The organism is Chlorobiota bacterium, assembly GCA_016710285.1.
Lineage (GTDB): Bacteria > Bacteroidota > Ignavibacteria > OLB7 > OLB7 > OLB7.
Genome location: JADJXR010000003.1, coordinates 43,032 through 62,236, shown reverse-complemented (window position 1 = coordinate 62,236; position 19,205 = coordinate 43,032). Strand labels below are relative to the sequence as shown.

The window sequence follows — 19,205 nt, the reverse complement described above, 5'->3', positions numbered from 1 at the left end:
GCGTTGACTTTGAAGGTGCTGCCTCACCAACGCGGTTGGCGATGGTAGGGCAATCGGGACAATAGGGTGGAGCAACAGCCTCCGGGAGCAAAACAATGTCTTTGCTGGACTTCCTCATCAGGGCTGCTGTTCAGTGAACGTGATTGGAGTTAGGGAAGAGCTATGCGAGGGTTTGCCTCGGAGTTCGAGGATCGTCAAGCGGGTTGAGTCTCACTCCAATGGCCTCGCTATCGTTAATGTTTGGGGAGCCTTCCACGTACATAATTCCGAGGGTGATAACGCCATGATGTTAGGTGAACATTTTTCGAGGCATCGGAAACAACCCAGCGGTTGCGGATAGATGGGTATGATCGCGGTGGTGAGCCGTGGGTGGCCACCCGCGAAACCCTTTACACCAAGTGGGTCAGGGCGGGTAGGTCAACGGGCTTCTGCTCAAAGAAGATCGCAGAGATGCAAGCGGTGCTAAAGACAATGCAGTGGATACAGGACAACGAACAGCTAATCCGGCAAGTAGCAAAGCGGCTGGAGAGAATTAATGAATAGCGGGATCGCAAGCTGGAAGCATTACGCTGCGGACCATTGTGCCTGTTCTCTCTCCGTGATCTGACTGGGTTCCGTGGTGGGACTTGTGCGATACTGGACGGTGCGGATGGCGCAGAGCTTGCCATTGCTCGCATAGCGGTACGGGTGGCAACAGAGGGGCGCAAGAGGAACCCTTCGCCACCGAAGAAACGCGGGCCTATGCGGATATACAGGGGCAGCCTTATGGAAGACCTTGCCGATTGGGGTGGTGAGTCTCTCAATATGCCGGAGAGATTTGCGGACGCACATCACTTGGGTCTGGAGGGCGATGAAGATTGCAGGGTGGGCGAGTAAGACGGAACGCTCTGCGGTGGTCAACTACGGTGAGCTACTGGATGCAATGTGCACGTCGGTTATCGTTCTCCGAGTTAGCAGCGTATTGCGCGGTTCAAGCGCTGGAAGATACCAAGTGAAAGCATCGCACGATGTTCGGCGTTGCATCCTACTCGCACGGGAAAGACCGGGTGGCGAAGAACGTTCCGTTCGGCATATGCAAGAAGCGGAAGAGAGCGTAAACGAGTTGGTGCGGAAAGGGTATTTGCTGCGCAACGAGTTGTCCGACCGCTTCGTTGTTACCTGCCATCATGTGCGGGATGAAGATGCGCGGGAGTGGATAGGATCATACTACATGACAGGAGAAACCAATGAGAATCTACAACCTAACTATCGAGTGCGTGTTGCTTACCGCCGCTGCGGGTGGTGCGTAAAAAGTACCAGCGTCAAGGATGGTTTAGACGGTGGGAGTTGCTCCGTGAAGCAAAGGAGCCTATAGCCCGTACTACATACCTACAAACATCGGATGATTACCGTTCATCGCCACCATTTTGGCGATGCGAAGATCGTGCCTATCAAGTCCAGACGGAACCAGCGGACAAAACACACCAACACAGAGATATGACCTACACAGACATTATTGCCGATGCGATGAAGATCGGCACACTACCATACCCACCGACACCACTCCCAAGCGGTAGTCGTTGCAGCTACACAGGGAAGAGATCGGGAGGGATACGCCCATGAAGGTGGGGTTATCAGTGAGCCAACGGCGCGGCTGTTGCTTGGGCAGTTGCCCAACAGCAAGGGGAAGATGGTGAGCGCGATGTGGAACCGTGGGAGTATCGCCTGCTTTGAAAGCGGCGCGTTCTACTGGCCCATGCAATCCCCCGTCAGTGCTGAGCGTGAAGGGCGTGCTGCGTGGCGCGACATGATCCCGATGTTCTGGGATAAGCATTGGGGAGCGGTGCGCAATCGTTATCACCACCGATGTGAAAAAAGCCGTGTGGGATATGTACAGCGATGGAGGGGTGTGGGACACTTGGCGGGGCAGCGCCTGTGGTGATCCATGTCCCCGGCGTGATGACAGGTAGGTTCGTTGTGGACTGGTGGAAGGTGATCGGAGCGCAGAGGTAAGTACGGCGTTGCCGTGCTGCTGGTTATAACGGGATAGAGAACCGGCTGCCGTGGCCGCTATGGGATGGCCAGCTTGGGCTGAATACCACGGCAACAGGGCAACTCTCACGCTTGGAGGTGATGACGTTGCAGCGCGATTTAGATCAGTACAAGCAAAGCAAAGAGCTATTAATCGCCCTTGTTGCAGAGGCTACTCACTAAACCCAAAGAGGACTGACCATGACGGACGAAAAGCTGTTCGCAGAAGAAGGGTCGCCGAACCGACCGCGAAGAGCAAAGAGGAAGACGAAGGCAAAAGCTGATTCCTTCGCGATGCTTCCACTATAGTATCCGCACTCCGTCACTATCGGATCAAAGCCGTTGCGGCTTGGGTTCATCTTGCGACTGCGAAGGCCGATGACGCACTGCGACCCCGGCACTGGCGATAAGAGCAACTTCTCGAAGTTCAGACGTGAGCCGATGTTGCGCAAGCGTGGGAACGCTGCAACGGGATCAGTCCCCGACACAGTGCGAAAGCTGCAAGCGCAGTTCCCACTACCGAAAGAGATCGCAGAAGATTGGGCGGTGATGACTCCCAGTCAGTTTCTTGCGGCGATACTCTTCCGCGCCTGTTATGACGTGTGCTATAACTGGGATGCGGACCGCCGACAAGTGTGCTTTGGGTTCTTGCGTGCGGCTCCTGACAAGAGCAACGCAATGTGGGAATCCGTCGTTAGCCGATTGCAGCAGTGTGCCAGTAGCAGCGAAGGAACCCGCGACTTCGTTGCATCGGTGTTGAACTCCGTCAACGTCAAGGTCGTCGAGAGTATGCATGACGACACGTTGGCGGCGGTGTACGCGATGCCAACCAACGCAGCAACGTTGGCACTCAAGAACTGCGAGACAACGCAGCGATGACGGTGAGCGATGTACGGCGATGGGTGAAGGCGGAGTGGGTGGAAGGGAAGAAGGCGGAGACGGTGGTGATGGAGCCGTTGCAGTTCGACGACGTGGAAGCGTCGCAGATGGAAGTGATCCGAGTGCCAGAGGTATCAGGCGTTAGCGTCCGTCATCATATCCGCGCAGGGTGCAGCCGTCACCTACTCGAAAGGTTGGGCTTGGTAGTGGTGCGGGTGAGTTCTCCCCTGACATCGAGCGCGTGCTGCAAAACGGCGGGGCGATGACCTCCGGTAGTCAGCTCTCGAAGAGTGACCGTATCCACGCCACGCGCAAGGCGTTCCCCGTGCTGGACTTGTTAGGTGGTTGCTTGTACGATACGATGCTGGGAAGCTCGCAGCTGCTACTACACACGCCGCGCCTTGTGTGTAGTGAGAACCAGCACGCGTTGGCGGAGGAAGTGCGAGCGTTGCCACAAGCAACAGCCCCGGCAGAGTCGCAGATGGGAAGCCGCAGTTACGCACGTGCTGCGATGCTTGGAGAGATGGGTGGGATGCCATACGGTCGGGAAGTACTGTTGGAGGGGTGCGGTCATCGCCGTCGAGGATGACGGTGCGTCCGTACGCAACTTACAACGCTTGGCGCGTTGGTTGCTGGGTGTGAAGACTGGTGGGAGAAGTCGCCCGGCTTAGGTGGAGCGCAAGCTGGCAGGTTCGGACGCGTTGAAGGAATGGCTCTTTGAAGGGCGTGACTACTCGAAGGACTTTTAGAGGTGCGCGGTGCGCCTGAAGAATATCTCGTGGGGAACGCCGAAGCGTTGGCGATGCGTCTGCGTAGTGGTCAGATTGATGAGGTGCAGGCCGCATAATGGATAACACCAACGTGCAACACAAGCTGCGGATACGCGAGGGGTGATGCGGTTTCCGGTGAGCCATAGCCTTTGCGTGGAGACCAACGCGGGATGGGAACGATGACGGCGTTTTGGTCTTCGCTCTGTGATCGGGTGGTGTCTTTCGGCACGGACGGCGGGAAACTGAAAGCGATACAGTGGCTTCAACGTCGGACGCGTTGCTTGACCAACAAAGAGTGAAGAAGCGCGACAGGTGATGCTTGCAAAGTGAGATAGTGGATGTTGATCCCCACGGTGATCCGTGGGGGTTCATCCGCGACATCCTGCAAGCGGAAAACGCCGCAGGTCTTCATCGCGTTCACCGATTGTTCTTGGTGGGAGAGACGCTGGAACACGGACGCACGGCGCAACGTGCGGGACAAGCTGTTGGAGCTACCGAAAGGGTCGCAGCACTGTATCGAGCAAGTGAAGCGTAGCGGTCGGATGTACTACGGCTGGATATACTACCGGAGGAGCCATGAGGGGTGTTTGCATCGGGCTTCAAGTCGTGGCGAATGTTGGAAGAAACCCACGACGTAAAAAGAGCCACACGGGCTGATCTTTCCGTTGGCGGTACTTGGTGCGATAGGTGCGCCATACGGTCTTGAGATGGTGGCTGAAGGTTCACGCAGGAACCGGTGACGGCGTTCGACTCGGTGTTCATCTCGGTGATGGATAGCCGTTGCATGATAGAGGGCAAGTCGGTTTCGCGACTCGGGAATGCCGATACGCAGGCAGGATCGCGACGGGCGTTGGCCACTCGTGTGGGCTGGTGGTCAAGGTCTTCTATTACTGCCGATGGCTGATGTCTTCGACTTGTACGTACATGGGGACGCGGAAGGCCATTGCCGGAACTGCTTGAAGCGTGGGACGCAGTAGGGGTGATCGAGAAGGTTCTTGGACCAGTGCTGCTGCTGTTGAATCGGTATACGTCCCAAGCCGTCACGTGCTGGGACGTGACCGGATACGTCAAGCATGGGCGAAGGACATCAGCATCACGCTAAAGCACTCAATACAGGTATCGCACAACGGGCAACGTCGGGTCGAGATAGCGCGGGGTTGCCAGTTCAAGTGTGGGTTCTGTTCGCTTGGTTGGCGCTCACCAGTACAAGAGAACAGCGCGGCGGAAATCATTCCGGTGATTGAAGCCGCTCCGATGTTCACCTGCAAGCGGGTGACGCTGAAAGCCATCCAGAGATCAGGTGATCCGCGCCGCATTGCGCCAGCATGGAAGGGTCGTGACAACGGATGGACTGGGAGACTTGACACCACGCTATCGAATCCCGACGCACGGGTCCCGGGAACGAAGCGGTACGCCTTTGGAGTGGAAGGGGTCTCGGCGCGATTGCGTCGCGCTGTTGGTAAGGGATACCTCACCGATGCGCGGCTGATCCGTGACACGGTGGACATCTTGAACAAGACGGAAGAGCGGTTTTACGGTCGTGCTGCGTGGCACTTGATTTCAGGGCTGCCGATGGGCGGCGGAATAGAGTCAACGACTTGAAGCGTGTGATCCGTGGGATCAGTGACGGACTGCATGGGACAACGCGGCGGAACCTTGCATTGCGCAGGCAACCGTTCAACCGCTACGGCACGCCGATGCAGTGGTTCGGTTGTGGTGGTGGCGTGCTGGAAAGGCACGGCAGTGCAAAGACCTTGAAGCTCCCCGATTGCGTGTGACGCAAGCAACGGGGCAGCGGGACTACATGGCAGCAGCAACGACGATACTATCGGGAGCAACGCCAGCGGGTAGGGCGCGGATGTTGGAGATGATGGCAGAGTGGGGATCGTCCGAGCTTGGGACGCTGCGAGAGGTTGCCGAAGCGGATGAGTATGATCTACCGATAGATCAGCCGCTTCCGTGGGACGTGTTCGACTACGCCTATCCCCGTGAGGTATTGGAGCGGGCGTATCGTGCGACGGTGAAGAAGCTCCAAGGCCGCAACAGAGACTGCTACACCGGAGCCGGAAGCGGCATCGTGTAGCCCCACTACAAACCACACTGAACCCAATGACCGACCTATCACTCGAAGAGTATGGAGCAGCTCTTGCGCGAACGCTGGACTTTACAAGGCTATCGAAGCGCACGCTGGTTGTGCGTGCGATTACTGGACAAGGATCACGAAAGGCCGGAAGTAGGTGGCGCTCACTCGACAGCATCCTTGCGGCACGCTGTCGCGTCAGGACATCACCGAGGGCAAGCCCATACCTGCTGACAGGTGAGGCGGGCGGTGAACGTGCCGCTGCCTCTGTTGGAGGTCGAAGGCCGCCGATCTGTTCGGACTTGACGGCGCACGTCGAGTATAGCGGTGTTGGCTGGTTCTTGAAGCGAAGCCGCGATGGCTCGCAGACACGGCCAACGCGAGGTTATGCCTGCGAAAGTTGACGAACAGGGCGGCTACAATGCCGCCGCGTGCCTGTCGCGATGCATCTGGCAGATGTGTGGAAAGCGCGGTGCATCGGCAACAAGGGTGAGATCATACGACTGCTGCAAACGATCACCCACATCGGGCGCGGAGCGTGTTGGATGTGGTGAGGTGATCCGCTGGGAAGTGAAAGAGTGGGGAGGAACGGTGGTGCAAGTCTTGGCGCAAAGAAGGTGAGAGCGCAAGTACCTTGCGCGTGCTGTGCCTGTATCGGCGCGGCAAGCGTTAAAGGACTTCAGCATCATCCACGGCGAGACGCAGGGGCTTGGGGATGGCGGCCCGCCATACTGGCACATGGACAACTACGCACACCGATGGGCATACCGTACACCCGTCTTCATCAATAAGGAGCTTGCATCATGCTGACCTACTTAGACCTGCTGGACACGCAAGGCTGACGAACGACCTGCAAGACCCGTACAGCCTGCACCAGACGCTGCGCCGCATATTCGGGGCAACATCTCACCTACCGAGTGAATGCGTGGAGCGTGCGGTGCTTGTGCGCTCCGAGAGTGCTGGGGACTATGCCACGCTTGCCGAAGGATACCTACACAAGAAGGCAGAGATTGAAGAGCCAATCGTTGAGCGTGGGGGCGTTCACAAGCTGCGGTTTTGTGTCAACCCAACGAGGTGCGAGTCACGGACGGGGAAGCGGTTCGGGTTGAAGGGGTCACGCTCGCAAGAGCAATGGGCAGGGGAGCAGCTGCGGCGTGCGGGCTTTGAGGTGATCCGCTTGGAGAGGGTGCAAGAGGAATGGCTGCAAGGGAGCAACGGCGCACGCCTGCTTGCTGTTGACTTCCGTGGGGTGGTAGTCATCACCGATGAAGAGAGAGCCAAAGAAGCGGTGGCGAAGGGGATAGGGAGGGGAAAGGCTTGGGGGTGTGGGATGGTAGTCCTCACCTAAGGCACACCAACATGGACCACGTTACTACATCCATGCCACGCCGCCGCAAGCCATACCTACAAAACCCGAAGACACCAATCCCCGACGCGTATCGGGTTGGCTCCATCGTCTGGATAGGGAGAGGGATGGGGTGAAGTGCTGGCAGTATCGAAGAACCACATCCTTTGCGCGATGGTTGCAGGCGCAGAGGTGCTGGGGTATCAGATAGCACGCTGGGACACTCGCAACATCACGAACAGGAACCCGACGTGGGAGTGCATCGCCGACGGGTTTCACCTTCACCGATCCGCAGCCGAGAGGCACTTCCAACAGCGCAAGGCGATGGAGAGATAACGGGCGGTTTTGATACCGTCGCACTCCCCTGCGTATCATTGTGAGGATACACAACAACCAGCGGGGGACGTATGCCAGTCAAGCGTTACAGCGTTACCACTGACGGGGATCAGCCCGTGGGGCGGCACTTCAAGGTGAGCGAGTTCGCTTGCCGTGATGGGTCGGATACGGTGCTGATCTCTTCAGAGACGGTGGAACTTCTGGACAAGATTCGGGAGTACTACGACGCGCCGGTTCATATTAACAGCGGATACCGAACCCCAACCTACAACCGCTCCATTGGTGGCGCGAAACACTCGCAGCACATGCTTGGCACGGCGGCGGACTTTGTGGTGCGAGGCAAGACACCGCAAGAGGTGCAACGAGACCTCAAAGCAGGAAAGATATTCGGGGAGCACATGGGCGGGCTTGGATGTTATCGGAGCTTCACCCACATAGACACCGGACCCAAACGGAGATGGCAGGGATGAGCACCGAGAAGTTTTTGAACTTGCTCGCAATCGCCGCCATTATCGGGTTCTTGGTGGTGATCTTCTTGGCTATCGCTTTCGGATGGCAAGGATGGTGATCCACGTTGAACCTTCGCCGTTTGCTAAGGCGATAGAGCAAGCTCTCTACACCCTCGGAGACTTATCGTTGGAGATAATAGACGAACTGGCAAAGCCTGCGGGCGTGGTCTTTTGCCGCGCCGTTGTCACCGAGACGGTGAGAGTGAGGCAAGGCAGCCTAAACGTCTCCGTGCAAGACCAAGTCTGGTGCGCCATCGGCAACCAATGCGGGGAGATACTGACCGCAAGCCTGAACTAACCGAGCCATGAGCGAGCCGATAATCACGACGGTGGAGACACGCGAGCCTGACAGGTATGAGCCAGCTCCAGATGCATCCCCACCGATACGACCACCCGACCCAATGGAGTCCGACCCTGTTGGGGATTGGGAGGTTAAGGTGTCGTTCTTAGATAAGATCAAAGCAGCGTGGACAATCGTTCAACTAATCAACCTATTGAGAAGCGGCATGGGAAACTGGAAGACAACAGCGGGGGCAATCATTGCAGGCCTTGCAACGGTGCTGAACGCGCTTGGGATCGTTGAAGTCCCGACGGAAGTACAAACGGGGGTTCTCAGTGTAGCCCTGTTCATCATTGGCCTGTTTGCAAAGGATGCAGGGCCGACGGAAGAAAAGAAATAGCAGCAATGCCAAGAGGGAAAGCGCATAGCGAACAAGTGAGAGCGGCGGTCATGGCAGCCCTTTTAGCAGGGCAATCCGTCAGCGAAGTTGCTGCGGACTACAAGATCGATAGGTCCCTTGTCTCTCGATGGAAGCAGCAGATTCCAGCGGACCGGATGCATCAAGTTGCACTAAAAAAGCAACACGACTTCGGTGAGTTACTCTCGGAGTATTTGGCAACCCTTCTCACAACTCTCAAGGTGCAAGCGGAGGTCGCAGGTGATCCAGACTACATCAGGAAGCAGCCAGCCGCCGAGCTTGCCACGCTCCACGGTGTCATGGCAGATAAGGGAATCAGGCTTCTTGAGGCCGCTTCCCGCGACGGAGACGGCGAGTAGCGTCGTAGTCGCGTTTCCAGCCCCGACATAACTCGCAACGACATTTGTAACGGTTGTACATCCGGGCTGATCCGTGCTTGGCTGATGAAAGTTCTTTGATGGTCTTTTGCCGATGACAAGAAGCGCAAAGAAGTTGACATTTCTTCAACTCCTGAATGAGTTTTTCAAGCCCAGAGTTGATAGCAGAGGAAATGTGAAAGTCTTTTGTTGCGGGGTCAATATGATCGAAGTGGAGGTTATCTACCGCGCCACATTGCACGCATTTGCCGCCAAGATGAGCGACGGCCCACGCCTTCCGCTCGGCGCGCCATTGCCGAACATAGGTATTGATGGAATCGCGGTTGGTGTCTCGATATTTCCGCACGTAAGTGCGCCGGTTGTGAGGTAAATGTGCCATATACAAATATAACAAAAAGAGCGATTCGAGCGGGTGAAAAACGCATCCATTTTTGTATCCGATGTTGAATCTCGTGCGATCCAAAGGGTGCTACCAAACGCCCGTGTTGAGGGATTCGACTTCTCGAGGCGGCACAAGCAGCGCAATCAGAAGCCGCTCTGGGAGCCGCACCCGAATAACATCCCACAACAACAGGCACTTGCATCCGCTGCCGATGAAGTGTTTTACGGGGGGAGCGCAGGGGGCGGAAAAACTGACTTGGGGTTAGGTGCTGCGGTGACAGCCCACCACCGCTCCCTTATCCTTCGCAGGGAGTACCCACAAGCTCGCAGCATCATTGAGCGGCTGCGTGAGATTGTCGAAGACGCTGGGAAGCTCAACGAGAACACCGGCATCTATCGGCTCGACACAGGTCAGCAAATCGAGATCGGAAGTTGCGTACACGAAAAAGACAAAAACAAGTACAAGGGGCGACCCCACGACTTGAAGGTCTTTGATGAGGTGACAGAGTTCACCCGAACGCAGTACGAGTTCATCGTCCGTTGGAACCGGTCAGCCCGTGCGGGGCAACGTTGCCGCGTCATCAGCACGTTCAACCCGCCAACGACAACCGAAGGCAGCTGGGTGTTGGAGTACCTCGCACCGTGGATAGACAAAGAGCACCCACACCCTGCCAACCCGGGCGAGTTGCGATGGTTCGCAGTGGTGAACGGTGAGACGGTGGAAGTGCCAAGCGGCAGCCCGTTTGAGGTTGACACGCCACGGGGAAGGGAGACGGTCCACCCTCGAAGCCGGACGTTCATCCCAGCACGCTTGACAGATAACCCGTACCTGATGGCAGACGCGACCTATCTGGCAAACCTTCAAGCAACGCCGGAGCCTCTTCGCAGCCAACTGCTTTACGGGGATATGCAAATCGCGGTGCGTGACGATGAATGGCAGGTTGTCCCGTCCGAGTGGTTGCAGCTTTCGCATCTCCGATGGGAAGCAGCACGCAAGGCAAGCGGTGGCAAGCCCGGGCCATTGAGCGCGATGGGGATAGACGTTGCCCGTGGGGGTGAAGACAACACGGTGATCGCGAAGGCGTACGGTCGTTGGATAGATGACCTTCTCGCAGTCCCAGGAAGTCAGACCAAGCGGGGAAGCGATGTTGCGGACCTTGTGCTGCGAGAGTATGAAACCAGTGACGACCTCGGTCTTGTGCCGATTGTCATTGACCAGATTGGCGTGGGTGGGAGTGCATACGATGCACTGGAAGACGGGGAACATCGAGTCTATGGAGCCAACGCAGCAGCAGCAACAGGGGCGCGGTCCAAACAAGGAAACTTTGGGTTCTACAACGTGCGGGCTGAAATGTACTGGCGGCTTCGCGAAGCGTTAGACCCTTACAGCGATGACCCTATCGCACTCCCACCGGATAAGCTGCTGGATCAAGAGATAAAGGCGCACCGCTTTGAGAAGACAGTGCGAGGGATCAAGATCGTCAGCAAGGACGAGGTAAAGGCAGCGATTGGCGGGCGAAGCCCCGACCGCGCCGAAGCCCTTGCGCTACTGGTTCGGGCAATGCAGAAAGTGTAAACATGGCAACCCTACGAACATACCTTACAGCGATTGGCGAGCGGGTCGCATCAGCAGTGTTGCGGCGAAGCTCTCCCATGATGGCAGGCCGTTGGTTCGCCAGCCGATACGGAGCCGCCACCCTTCGCACTCACCTCGACCGCTTCTTCGGAGTGAGTTACGCTTGCATTGAGCAAAGGGCCGAAGCCCGTGCGGGGTTGGAGTGGAAGGTGTACGTTCGCGACCCCAAAGAGCAAGGGGGGAAGAAAGAGGCTCCAGCCGATCACTGGATGGCGTTGCTGATGGAGAACCCGAATCCACTGATCCCGTGGTTGACGTGGGAAGATATTCAGAAGGCAATCGAGCACTGGCAAAGCATCGCAGGGGCTGCGTTCCTTTGGATGCCGAGAGAGGGGAAGCGCGTACCGCAATCAATCTGGGTGATCCCCGCGACGTTGGTGACGGTACTCCCAAGCAAGCAAGGGGGGCAGCTAATCGGCGGTTATGAGGTCTGGACACCAACGGGGCCGATGCCTGTTCCTACCGAAGAGCTTTGCTTCTTGCCGCTGATGGCTCCATCGGGGACGATGGAAGGGCAATGGCTTCGCGGTCGCAGCCGCATCACCGCAGCCCTTGCGGATATTGACGTGGGTCACTACGTCCGTGAACACCTAACCAACCACTTCCGCAACGGAGCAATCCCGCCGCTGTTCATCGAATCCCAGTCAGAGGTGCGACCTGCTGACCGCAAGACCTTCGTACAAGAGTTCTTGCAGGAACATCAGGGGACGGATAACGTGTGGAAGCCCCTTTACTTACCGGGCAACGCAAAAGCCGTCATTGCTGATGCGACGGGCAACCTTCGCAACCTCTCGGAGATGACGGAGAACGTGGACCGACGCGTGGCAATGATCTTCCGCGTGCCGTGGGGTATCCTAACCGGAACCTACGATGCCGCCGCTCCAGCTGCGAGCTTCAAAGGTCAGTGGCACACACTCCAGCGCTCCATTGATCCCGACGCGAAACGAAGCGCAAAGGCGCTAACGCGATTCTTGCAGTTGGCAGACCCCAACGTCATCATTGGGTACGAGCCGATAGAGTGGGACAACCCCGAAGAGGTTCGGCTGGATGAAGTCCACCGTCTCGATAACGGGTTGGCAACGATTAACGACCTGCGACGGGAACGGGGACTGGAAGAGTCGCCCGAACCGCTGGCAGATATGTTGCTCCCCCGTCCCGACCTTCTTGCCGCCTACAATACCCTACAAGCCCCGAAAGCTCCAGACCCTACCCAACTACCGCCCGCACCACCAAACGCGCAACCAGCGCAACAGGAAGCGGCACAGCAAGGGGATACAGAGCAACCCACGCCAGCAAGCGGTGATGTAGAGAACGCGATGACCGCCCGCACCATGCGGATGCTACTGGCAGACACAGCGAGATCGGAGCCTGTTCGTGCCGCGCTATGGTTGCGCAAGGATGACGCACGTGCTGAGTATGCCGCGCTATTGAAGCGGACCATCCAGCGCGAGCTTCGTGCATTGGAGAAGGAAGTCCTGGGGAGTATCCGGTCCTTTACCCGTGATGAAGATGAGCGCAAAGACCCGTTCAACGCAGCGGATGCGAAGAAGGCGTGGGAGAAGTCAACAGCGAACGACCGCGCTGCCTTAGTGGACTGGTCTATGCGTGACGCGTTCGACACGGTTGACAAGGATTGGGATGAGCTACGCTCGGACTTTGACAAGCAAGTGGAGCGGGCTGTTGACAAAAGTTCTTCCCTTATCAAGGAACCAGTGGACACGATTCATCGCGAGATGCAGGAGTTGCTTCGCAAGATGAAAGACCGACCGGAAGCAGAGGTATCCAAAGCGATCCAGGCTTCCTTCGAGACCTACTCCGAATCGCGTGCCGATTTGATTGCACAGACCACGGCAGCAGTCACGATAAACGCCAGCCAAAAAGAGGCATGGCAAGGGCTGGACTTCAAACGTGCATGGTTGACCCGTCGCGATAAGCGAGTCCGTGGAGCGCATAAGATAGACGGGCAGGTTGAAGATGACGAAGGGATGTTCACCCAAGCAGATGGGACGCGGACAGAGTACCCCAACCAACCACGGGAGCGCTGCTACACGCTTCCAGACGTAGCACAAACCAACCCGCAGGCGGGGTAAGCCTAACAGCTCAACATGAACACAGCACCGGAGACCATTATCGCACTTGGCGGGGAAGTGAAGGCGTTGGGTGATGGCCGCGTTGGCGGCTATATCCTGAGCTTTGGCAGTCCTGAACGGCGCGACCTTTACGGCGATTACTTCACCAGCGCAACCGAGTTCGGCCATCGCAAAGGGCTACTCTCGGACGTGTACATTCATCACCGTTATCCGCTCCTACTCGGAAAGGAATCCCCCGAAGAGAAGGCCGCACTGGAAGAGCTTGCGACTCGCAGCGTTGGACACTTGGACGTTGTCCGCATGGATGAAGTGGGGTTATGGGCTGAACACGTCCTCGACATGGCCGATGAGTATCAGCGGCGGATATACGAGATGGTCCAAGCGGGGAAACTCAAGTACTCCACAGGGACGGCTCCACACCTCTACAACCGAGACAACAGCGGCGAGATCAAGACGTGGGTTATTGCAGAAGCATCACTAACCCCGACCCCTGCGGAATGGCGTGCCACTAACGTGGTCGTGCCTATCCGTTCGCTCTCCGATGCCTTCATCGCAGGGATGACCCCCGAACAGTTCCAAGAGGCACTGGAAGGATCACTAAAGCGGGTGAGCAACGAAGGGGCAACAGGGAGCGACCTGCCAGAAGTGAAGTCGGCGTTACTCGGGGAGAGCATCGAAGCGGAGATCACTCTTGGAGCCGTTGAACGGCTGTTCTGGCAGTTCCAATGGGCGTTGTGGACTTGCCTATCTGGACACGGGCTTTTTTCCACTGCTGGGATAGAGCAACGGGTGGCGTATGCTGGGGCGTTGGTTGACGAGTTTTCGCAGATCACCAAGCGGGTTATTGCTGGCATCAACCTCTCGAGCAACACCGCAGAACTGGCAGCCGTCGCAAAGGCTGCGTTGGCAACGTTGGAGACCATCAAGGCGGGGCGTGTTCTATCCACCAAGAACGAGAGCGACCTACGCACTGCGAGCGACCTTATTGCTGGAGTGTTGAAGCAAGTGGAATCGCAGGAAGAAGCAGCCGAGAAGGCGGAAGGGGTGAAGGAAGCATCCACCGCAGAAGTGATAAAGCTGATTAGCTCACACATCGAGCAGTACAACGCAGACATCAGGGAGTTGCTCACAACGAAGGCGAAGGCTGATGCGAGTACTGGGAGAGAGCCGGAACCAACAAACGAAGAGACAACCGAAACCGATACAACACAGCCCCCGCCGGTACGGCTGACAACGGGTTCCCTTGTGGAGTCCTTGCGCCGTATAACCACGCCTGCCTAGCAGGGAACAGCAAACAACTTTCAGGAGACCCACATGGGAAAAGAAAACTTCGAGCTGCCTGCTGAGGCACAGGCACTCCTTGACGAAGCGGTCAAGAGCCACATCGAGAAGTCGGTTGGCACATACCTACCGGATGCCTTCACAAAGGCGGCTGACAAGTTCCGCGACATGGTCGAAGCGGGGGAGCAATCGGGGGCAACACCCGCAAAGATGCTTGGACTCTGGCAGGAAGAGGAAGAGCGCAACGTCCGCAACATCGGGCGCAGCACGTCCATCTATCGCTCGCAAGCCGACTACAAACGAGCGGTTGCAAACGCTAAGTTCTTGGGTGAGTATCTCACCGCACTACACGACAAGAGCGTGGACGCAATCGAGACGGTTCGCAAGGCTCACCCCGATCAGTTTCCTGAGACTGTTCGCGCCAACTTCAACGAAAGCTCTTCGGGGCAAGGTGTGGAGATTGTTCCAGCGAACTGGTCCAGTGAGATCATTCAGACGGCTGAGCAATACGGGTACGTCCCTTCTATCGCACGGAACTATCCGATGACGGCCAAGACGGAGTATCTGAACCGTGGCGGCTCCACGACCGCCGCGATGGTTGGAGAGGAAGCGGCTCCTACGCCGATTGACTCCACCAGCTTCTTCGCTCAGACCGCAATGGTGGCAAAGACTGGAGCGGCTGCGTTCTTGGTTACTCGCGAACTGCTACGCGATGCAAAGCCAGCGTTCATCCGGTTTATGACCGAAGAGCTTGGCCGCGCAATGGCGCAACTCCGAGACGAGCAGTTCTTCAAGGGGTCCGGTACGGGTGCAAACCATACGGGGATCATTAACACGTCGGGGACAAACACGGCCTATCAGGGTGGCGCATCCAACAGCGGTAAGACCACCCGCGCCCTTGTTTCTTGGGTTGACCTTAAGCGGCTTCTGTTCTCTGTGAACATGGCATCTACTGCAAACGGAATCTTCATCTTCCCGCAATCCACCTTCGGGTACTTAGCAACCGAGATTGATGGAGACAACCGCCCGATTTGGAACCTGCAACAGCCGCCGGCAATCGGCAACGCTCTTGGTGTGATTGGACCGAACACGTTCATCACTCCAATGGGCAAGCGCTGTATCGTTGTCCCTGATAGCTGCTTCCCAACGGATGCGGTGACTACGGCATCCGCGCTGTTTGGAGACTTCTCCAAGCACGCCTATTGGGGAGAGCGTGAAGGGCTTGGCATCGAGATATTCAAAGAGAGCTACAACGGCACGGCACTAAGTGGCGTTCGTCGTAGCGCGTTGGAGATCACGCAAGCGTTCGGCCAAGCGTTCCCAGCGCCGGGCGTGTTCGGAGTACTTAAGACCTCCACGACCTAAGCATGAACCGTGGGAGCGGCTTTCTTTGGGAGGCCGTTCCCCACCTGTTAAACCTTAAACACAGCACCAACATGGCAGACCAAGAAATCGTTAAGATGGTTGACGTGAAGCTCTTGAAAGCTCACTTTGGAGCCAACCCCGGAGCCACTCTCCAGATACGAGAAGATGAGCTAAAGAAGTACACGGAGAAAGACAAAGACGGCGTTGCGATTGCCGAGGTCATCTCGACCGAAGCAAAGAAAGCAGCACCGTCCAAATGACAAACGCCGAAAGGGTCAGACCCGCCGGTTGGGGCTGGCGGGCTGACCCCGTAGGCTATCCGAGCAAGGAAACCTATCGAGCCGCAAGATCATGCAAAACCTTCTCTTCCTGACTAAAGCAAAAGAACACCTATCGCTTGCGGATAACGCGCTTGACGGCGATGTTACCCGCTGGATAGAGCTTGCCTCTTCGGTGGTTGAAGACTACTGCGAGCAGCCTATCGGGAAAGAGACCACCATCAGCAGCATCGGCAACATCCGGTTCCAGTTCGCAGGCACGGGACGCACAACGAAAGTGCACGGCTATCACCCTGCGACTGTTGTGAAGTTGGAGTATCAGGATGAGGTAGGAGACGCTTGGACGGAAATCCCATCAAGCGAATACGATGCAATCGAGTTGAACGAAGTTCCAGTATTGCGATACCTCGGAGGGTTCGACCCGGGGCTAACGTATCGCGCCACCTTACTGGTGGGGTATACCGTGGGAACGAACGACGGGAATACGGAGATTCCGATGCTGATCCAGCGGTGTATGCTTGACCTCGTTACCGAGGCATGGAAGCAATCGGAGCAAGGCGCAAGGCGGTTCGGATTGAAGCAAGAATCGGCAACCGATGGGGCAGGCCTCGGAGGTCGAACAACAATCTTCTTGGAGGTTGAACCAGCATGGAAAAAGCGGTTAGCAGAGTATAAACGGAGGGGCGTGTAATGGCTGACAACTCTGCGGATTTCTCGGATGTGCAACGCGGCTTTACGGCCATCCTTTCGGGGATAGCTCCAATAGCGAAGGGAGCCATTCAGCGCGGCGCGTATCGCTTGCAACCGTACATCGTTCGACACATGGACAAAGCTGGACCACCGAAAGGGGTCAAGTCCACATCGCCACGCATCGCCATACGTAGCGGGGACACCGTCAGAGGCTTAGCACCCAACGCGCCCAATAGCCTCTTTGAACCGGAGACGATTCCCAACGGGTTGGCAGTGGAGTACGGCATTGACACGCAGAAGCTACTGTATCCGCTGTTCCATGAGTTCGCAAGTGAGTTCAACGTCTCGTTCCCAGAGCGTCCGTTCTTTTACCCCGGGGTTGAGGACTGGGAAGGGAAGGAAGTGCCTGCGATGGAGTCCACTCTCGCAACGGAAATCGTCCGGCTATGGGATCAAACCTAACGACCAAACCGATGAGCCTCATCAGCCTGTGCGTTGACTACCCGCATAGCTATGGCACGCACGTGCCATTGCTGGCAACGGGGCTGGCGTTCATGTTATCAAGCTCCAAGATGAACGCCCTTATCAGCGAGATAGATGGAACCCCTTGCCCGCTCCCCTTGCCCGTCGTGGAGTTTGGTGCAGGTCATCACTCCACTTCGCTGATCTCCGCGTTCGCACAAGAGCTAAAGACGGAACACATCGTTGTGGAGACTGACAGGGAGTGGCTCTACAAAACGACATCACCGACGGTGCTGAGTCGCGCAACGGTTCACCTCACCGAGGCAAGCTGGAAGGCTGTCGAGCTACTGCCGAAGCGTATCGGGTTGGTACTCATTGACTGCGAGTCGGAGGGGTTCGGGCGTGCTGCTGTTTTGCGGCGGATGAAGGAACTCGGGGTAACGGCTGAGGTGGTTGTTGTCCACGACACGGAACCCAGGAACGCACACCTCTACGCACTGGAAGAGCACTTGGCCGCGTATCGGTATCGGCGGGATGACCGAAGCCGAACGCCGCACACAACGATGCTGAGCAATATCCACGACATCACAGAGGGGAGCAATGGGTGACTACACAAGCGCAAGGGCGATGGTTCGCGGTGAGTTGCTCGCGCTGTTTAGCACGGTGGAAGGGATCACCTTCCGTGAACGGATCGCCCCACAAGGGGGCAAGCCGCATGGCGTTTGGAAGGTGATAGACACCGCCGTGGAGCAAGACCCCAAGAGAGAGGCGGGGAAGATAGAGACCACGCAGTGCATGCTTGAACTGAGATACACGGCGCAAGCAACGGAGATAGATGACCTTACCGACACCTTGCTGCAATCGGTTCGCGCCGCGCTCTTCACCTACCGCGCTTCTTCATCCGATGGGGCTGTTGGGTATGATGCTGGTACTGAGTGGGGGACGATGGTGGGGTTCGAGATTGAGACCTATCACCCACGGATCAAAGACGGAGCCAACGGCATGGTTGACGCAACGACGTTCATCCTGTTCATCGCTCAATATCGGAGATCAACATCACGCAAGGGGAAGCCATGATGACACTTCCCCACGTTGTCGCAATCATGCCAACCACGGAGAGCCGCTCCGAGTTCGCAGTGTTGGCGCGGATGTACTTTGAACGGCAAAGCTATCCGGCTCACCTTCGCGAGATTGTTGTTGTTGACGGGGCGGGGACTATTGGAGCCAAGCGGAACAAAGCCATTGCGCAATCCCCACGCGGCGCGGTCATCATTCACTGGGACGATGACGATTGGCATCACCCCGACCGCATCGCGGTGCAAGTGCAACGGCTGCTCCGTGACCCGATGACGCTGATAAACGGGATGAACTGCGGATACTTCTTTTGGCCATCAGATAGGCAGGTGCTGCGATACAGCAACAGCCAACAGATACCGAGCGGCAACCCGTACATCATGGGCGGGACGTTCTGCTACCATCGCACATGGTGGGATCGGTATCCGTTCCAAGACAAACAGATCGGAGAGGATAACCTGTTCTTGGGAACCTTTCCACGTGGAACAGTGGAAGACCTTCGCAGGGAAGACCTTTACGTTGTCATTCGGCACAACGGGAACACTGGACCGCTGGCAACTCACAACGCAACGCTCTGGCGACCTGAGTCCATTGAAGCGGTGCGCAACATCATGGGAAACGATATGGAAAACTACTCAAACGCAGAGACGTATTTGGTTCGACTCTCGCACCCATACCGCCGCCATCGCGGCAACGAACCAACACCCCAAGCAGGCGCGGTTATTCGGGTATCTGCTGAGGAACTCGCACACCTGCAAAGCCAACGACATCGCTGCGATGAAGTGCTCAGCGATGTTCCTGCAAAGCAAGTTGCAGCCGAAGAAGAGACACCCGCCGATGCACTGGATGACCTCGGTGCGACGGCAATAGAAAACACAAAAGCTGTATCGGTATCGGTTTCATAGACGGCCCCAAGCTGGCGGTAATCAAACACCAATCAGGAG

General features: G+C 57.0%; 20 protein-coding genes. All 20 read left to right on the top strand.

Annotation, left to right across the window (positions count from 1 at the left end):
* The first annotated feature begins 2,688 nt into the window (after nucleotides 1–2,688).
* The 20 genes from IPM61_16895 to IPM61_16800 all read left to right on the top strand — a co-directional run bounded on the left by IPM61_16895 (nucleotide 2,689) and on the right by IPM61_16800 (nucleotide 19,166).
* Entirely contained in the window at nucleotides 2,689–2,889 is a 201-nt protein-coding gene (locus tag IPM61_16895; protein ID MBK8912979.1) for a hypothetical protein, read from the top strand.
* Nucleotides 2,886–3,155, top strand: a complete 270-nt coding sequence (locus tag IPM61_16890) for a hypothetical protein (GenBank protein ID MBK8912978.1) — start codon at nucleotides 2,886–2,888, stop codon at nucleotides 3,153–3,155. The genes IPM61_16895 and IPM61_16890 overlap by 4 nt, the downstream gene beginning before the upstream one ends.
* A gap of 1,740 nt (nucleotides 3,156–4,895) precedes the next feature.
* The gene (locus tag IPM61_16885; GenBank protein MBK8912977.1) at nucleotides 4,896–5,261 is read left to right on the top strand and encodes a hypothetical protein; all 366 of its coding nucleotides are present in this window, start codon (nucleotides 4,896–4,898) and stop codon (nucleotides 5,259–5,261) included.
* Nucleotides 5,262–5,433: 172 nt separating this feature from the next.
* Nucleotides 5,434–5,742, top strand: a complete 309-nt coding sequence (locus tag IPM61_16880) for a hypothetical protein (GenBank protein MBK8912976.1) — start codon at nucleotides 5,434–5,436, stop codon at nucleotides 5,740–5,742.
* 793 nt (nucleotides 5,743–6,535) lie between these two features.
* Entirely contained in the window at nucleotides 6,536–7,087 is a 552-nt protein-coding gene (locus tag IPM61_16875) for a type I-E CRISPR-associated protein Cas6/Cse3/CasE (GenBank protein ID MBK8912975.1), read from the top strand.
* A gap of 404 nt (nucleotides 7,088–7,491) precedes the next feature.
* A complete protein-coding gene (locus tag IPM61_16870; protein MBK8912974.1) occupies nucleotides 7,492–7,890 on the top strand; it encodes a DUF882 domain-containing protein in 399 nt (132 codons plus the stop codon).
* 91 nt (nucleotides 7,891–7,981) lie between these two features.
* Entirely contained in the window at nucleotides 7,982–8,227 is a 246-nt protein-coding gene (locus IPM61_16865) for a hypothetical protein (protein MBK8912973.1), read from the top strand.
* 103 nt (nucleotides 8,228–8,330) lie between these two features.
* Entirely contained in the window at nucleotides 8,331–8,609 is a 279-nt protein-coding gene (locus IPM61_16860; protein ID MBK8912972.1) for a hypothetical protein, read from the top strand.
* A 50-nt stretch (nucleotides 8,610–8,659) separates the two neighbouring features.
* Complete coding sequence (locus IPM61_16855; GenBank protein MBK8912971.1) at nucleotides 8,660–8,986, top strand: hypothetical protein; 327 nt, start codon at nucleotides 8,660–8,662, stop codon at nucleotides 8,984–8,986.
* Between the two features lie 133 nt (nucleotides 8,987–9,119).
* Nucleotides 9,120–9,374, top strand: coding sequence for a hypothetical protein (locus tag IPM61_16850; GenBank protein ID MBK8912970.1), 255 nt, complete (start codon nucleotides 9,120–9,122; stop codon nucleotides 9,372–9,374).
* 96 nt (nucleotides 9,375–9,470) lie between these two features.
* Nucleotides 9,471–10,961 carry a terminase gene (locus IPM61_16845; GenBank protein MBK8912969.1) on the top strand — a complete coding sequence of 497 codons (1,491 nt, stop codon included), beginning with the start codon at nucleotides 9,471–9,473 and terminating at the stop codon, nucleotides 10,959–10,961.
* Between the two features lie 2 nt (nucleotides 10,962–10,963).
* The gene (locus IPM61_16840; protein ID MBK8912968.1) at nucleotides 10,964–13,111 is read left to right on the top strand and encodes a phage portal protein; all 2,148 of its coding nucleotides are present in this window, start codon (nucleotides 10,964–10,966) and stop codon (nucleotides 13,109–13,111) included.
* A 15-nt stretch (nucleotides 13,112–13,126) separates the two neighbouring features.
* Nucleotides 13,127–14,392: a hypothetical protein gene (locus IPM61_16835; protein MBK8912967.1), complete on the top strand. Its 1,266-nt coding sequence runs from the start codon at nucleotides 13,127–13,129 to the stop codon at nucleotides 14,390–14,392.
* A 33-nt stretch (nucleotides 14,393–14,425) separates the two neighbouring features.
* Complete coding sequence (locus tag IPM61_16830; GenBank protein MBK8912966.1) at nucleotides 14,426–15,757, top strand: phage major capsid protein; 1,332 nt, start codon at nucleotides 14,426–14,428, stop codon at nucleotides 15,755–15,757.
* A gap of 71 nt (nucleotides 15,758–15,828) precedes the next feature.
* Nucleotides 15,829–16,017, top strand: a complete 189-nt coding sequence (locus IPM61_16825) for a hypothetical protein (GenBank protein ID MBK8912965.1) — start codon at nucleotides 15,829–15,831, stop codon at nucleotides 16,015–16,017.
* 91 nt (nucleotides 16,018–16,108) lie between these two features.
* The gene (locus IPM61_16820) at nucleotides 16,109–16,726 is read left to right on the top strand and encodes a hypothetical protein (GenBank protein MBK8912964.1); all 618 of its coding nucleotides are present in this window, start codon (nucleotides 16,109–16,111) and stop codon (nucleotides 16,724–16,726) included.
* A complete protein-coding gene (locus IPM61_16815; protein ID MBK8912963.1) occupies nucleotides 16,726–17,187 on the top strand; it encodes a hypothetical protein in 462 nt (153 codons plus the stop codon). Before IPM61_16820 ends, IPM61_16815 begins: the two co-directional genes overlap by 1 nt.
* An 11-nt stretch (nucleotides 17,188–17,198) precedes the next feature.
* The gene (locus IPM61_16810) at nucleotides 17,199–17,795 is read left to right on the top strand and encodes a hypothetical protein (protein MBK8912962.1); all 597 of its coding nucleotides are present in this window, start codon (nucleotides 17,199–17,201) and stop codon (nucleotides 17,793–17,795) included.
* Entirely contained in the window at nucleotides 17,788–18,264 is a 477-nt protein-coding gene (locus IPM61_16805; protein MBK8912961.1) for a hypothetical protein, read from the top strand. Before IPM61_16810 ends, IPM61_16805 begins: the two co-directional genes overlap by 8 nt.
* Nucleotides 18,261–19,166 (top strand): hypothetical protein, encoded by a 906-nt coding sequence (locus IPM61_16800; protein MBK8912960.1) that lies wholly within the window; start codon nucleotides 18,261–18,263, stop codon nucleotides 19,164–19,166. Before IPM61_16805 ends, IPM61_16800 begins: the two co-directional genes overlap by 4 nt.
* Nucleotides 19,167–19,205 lie beyond the last annotated feature (39 nt).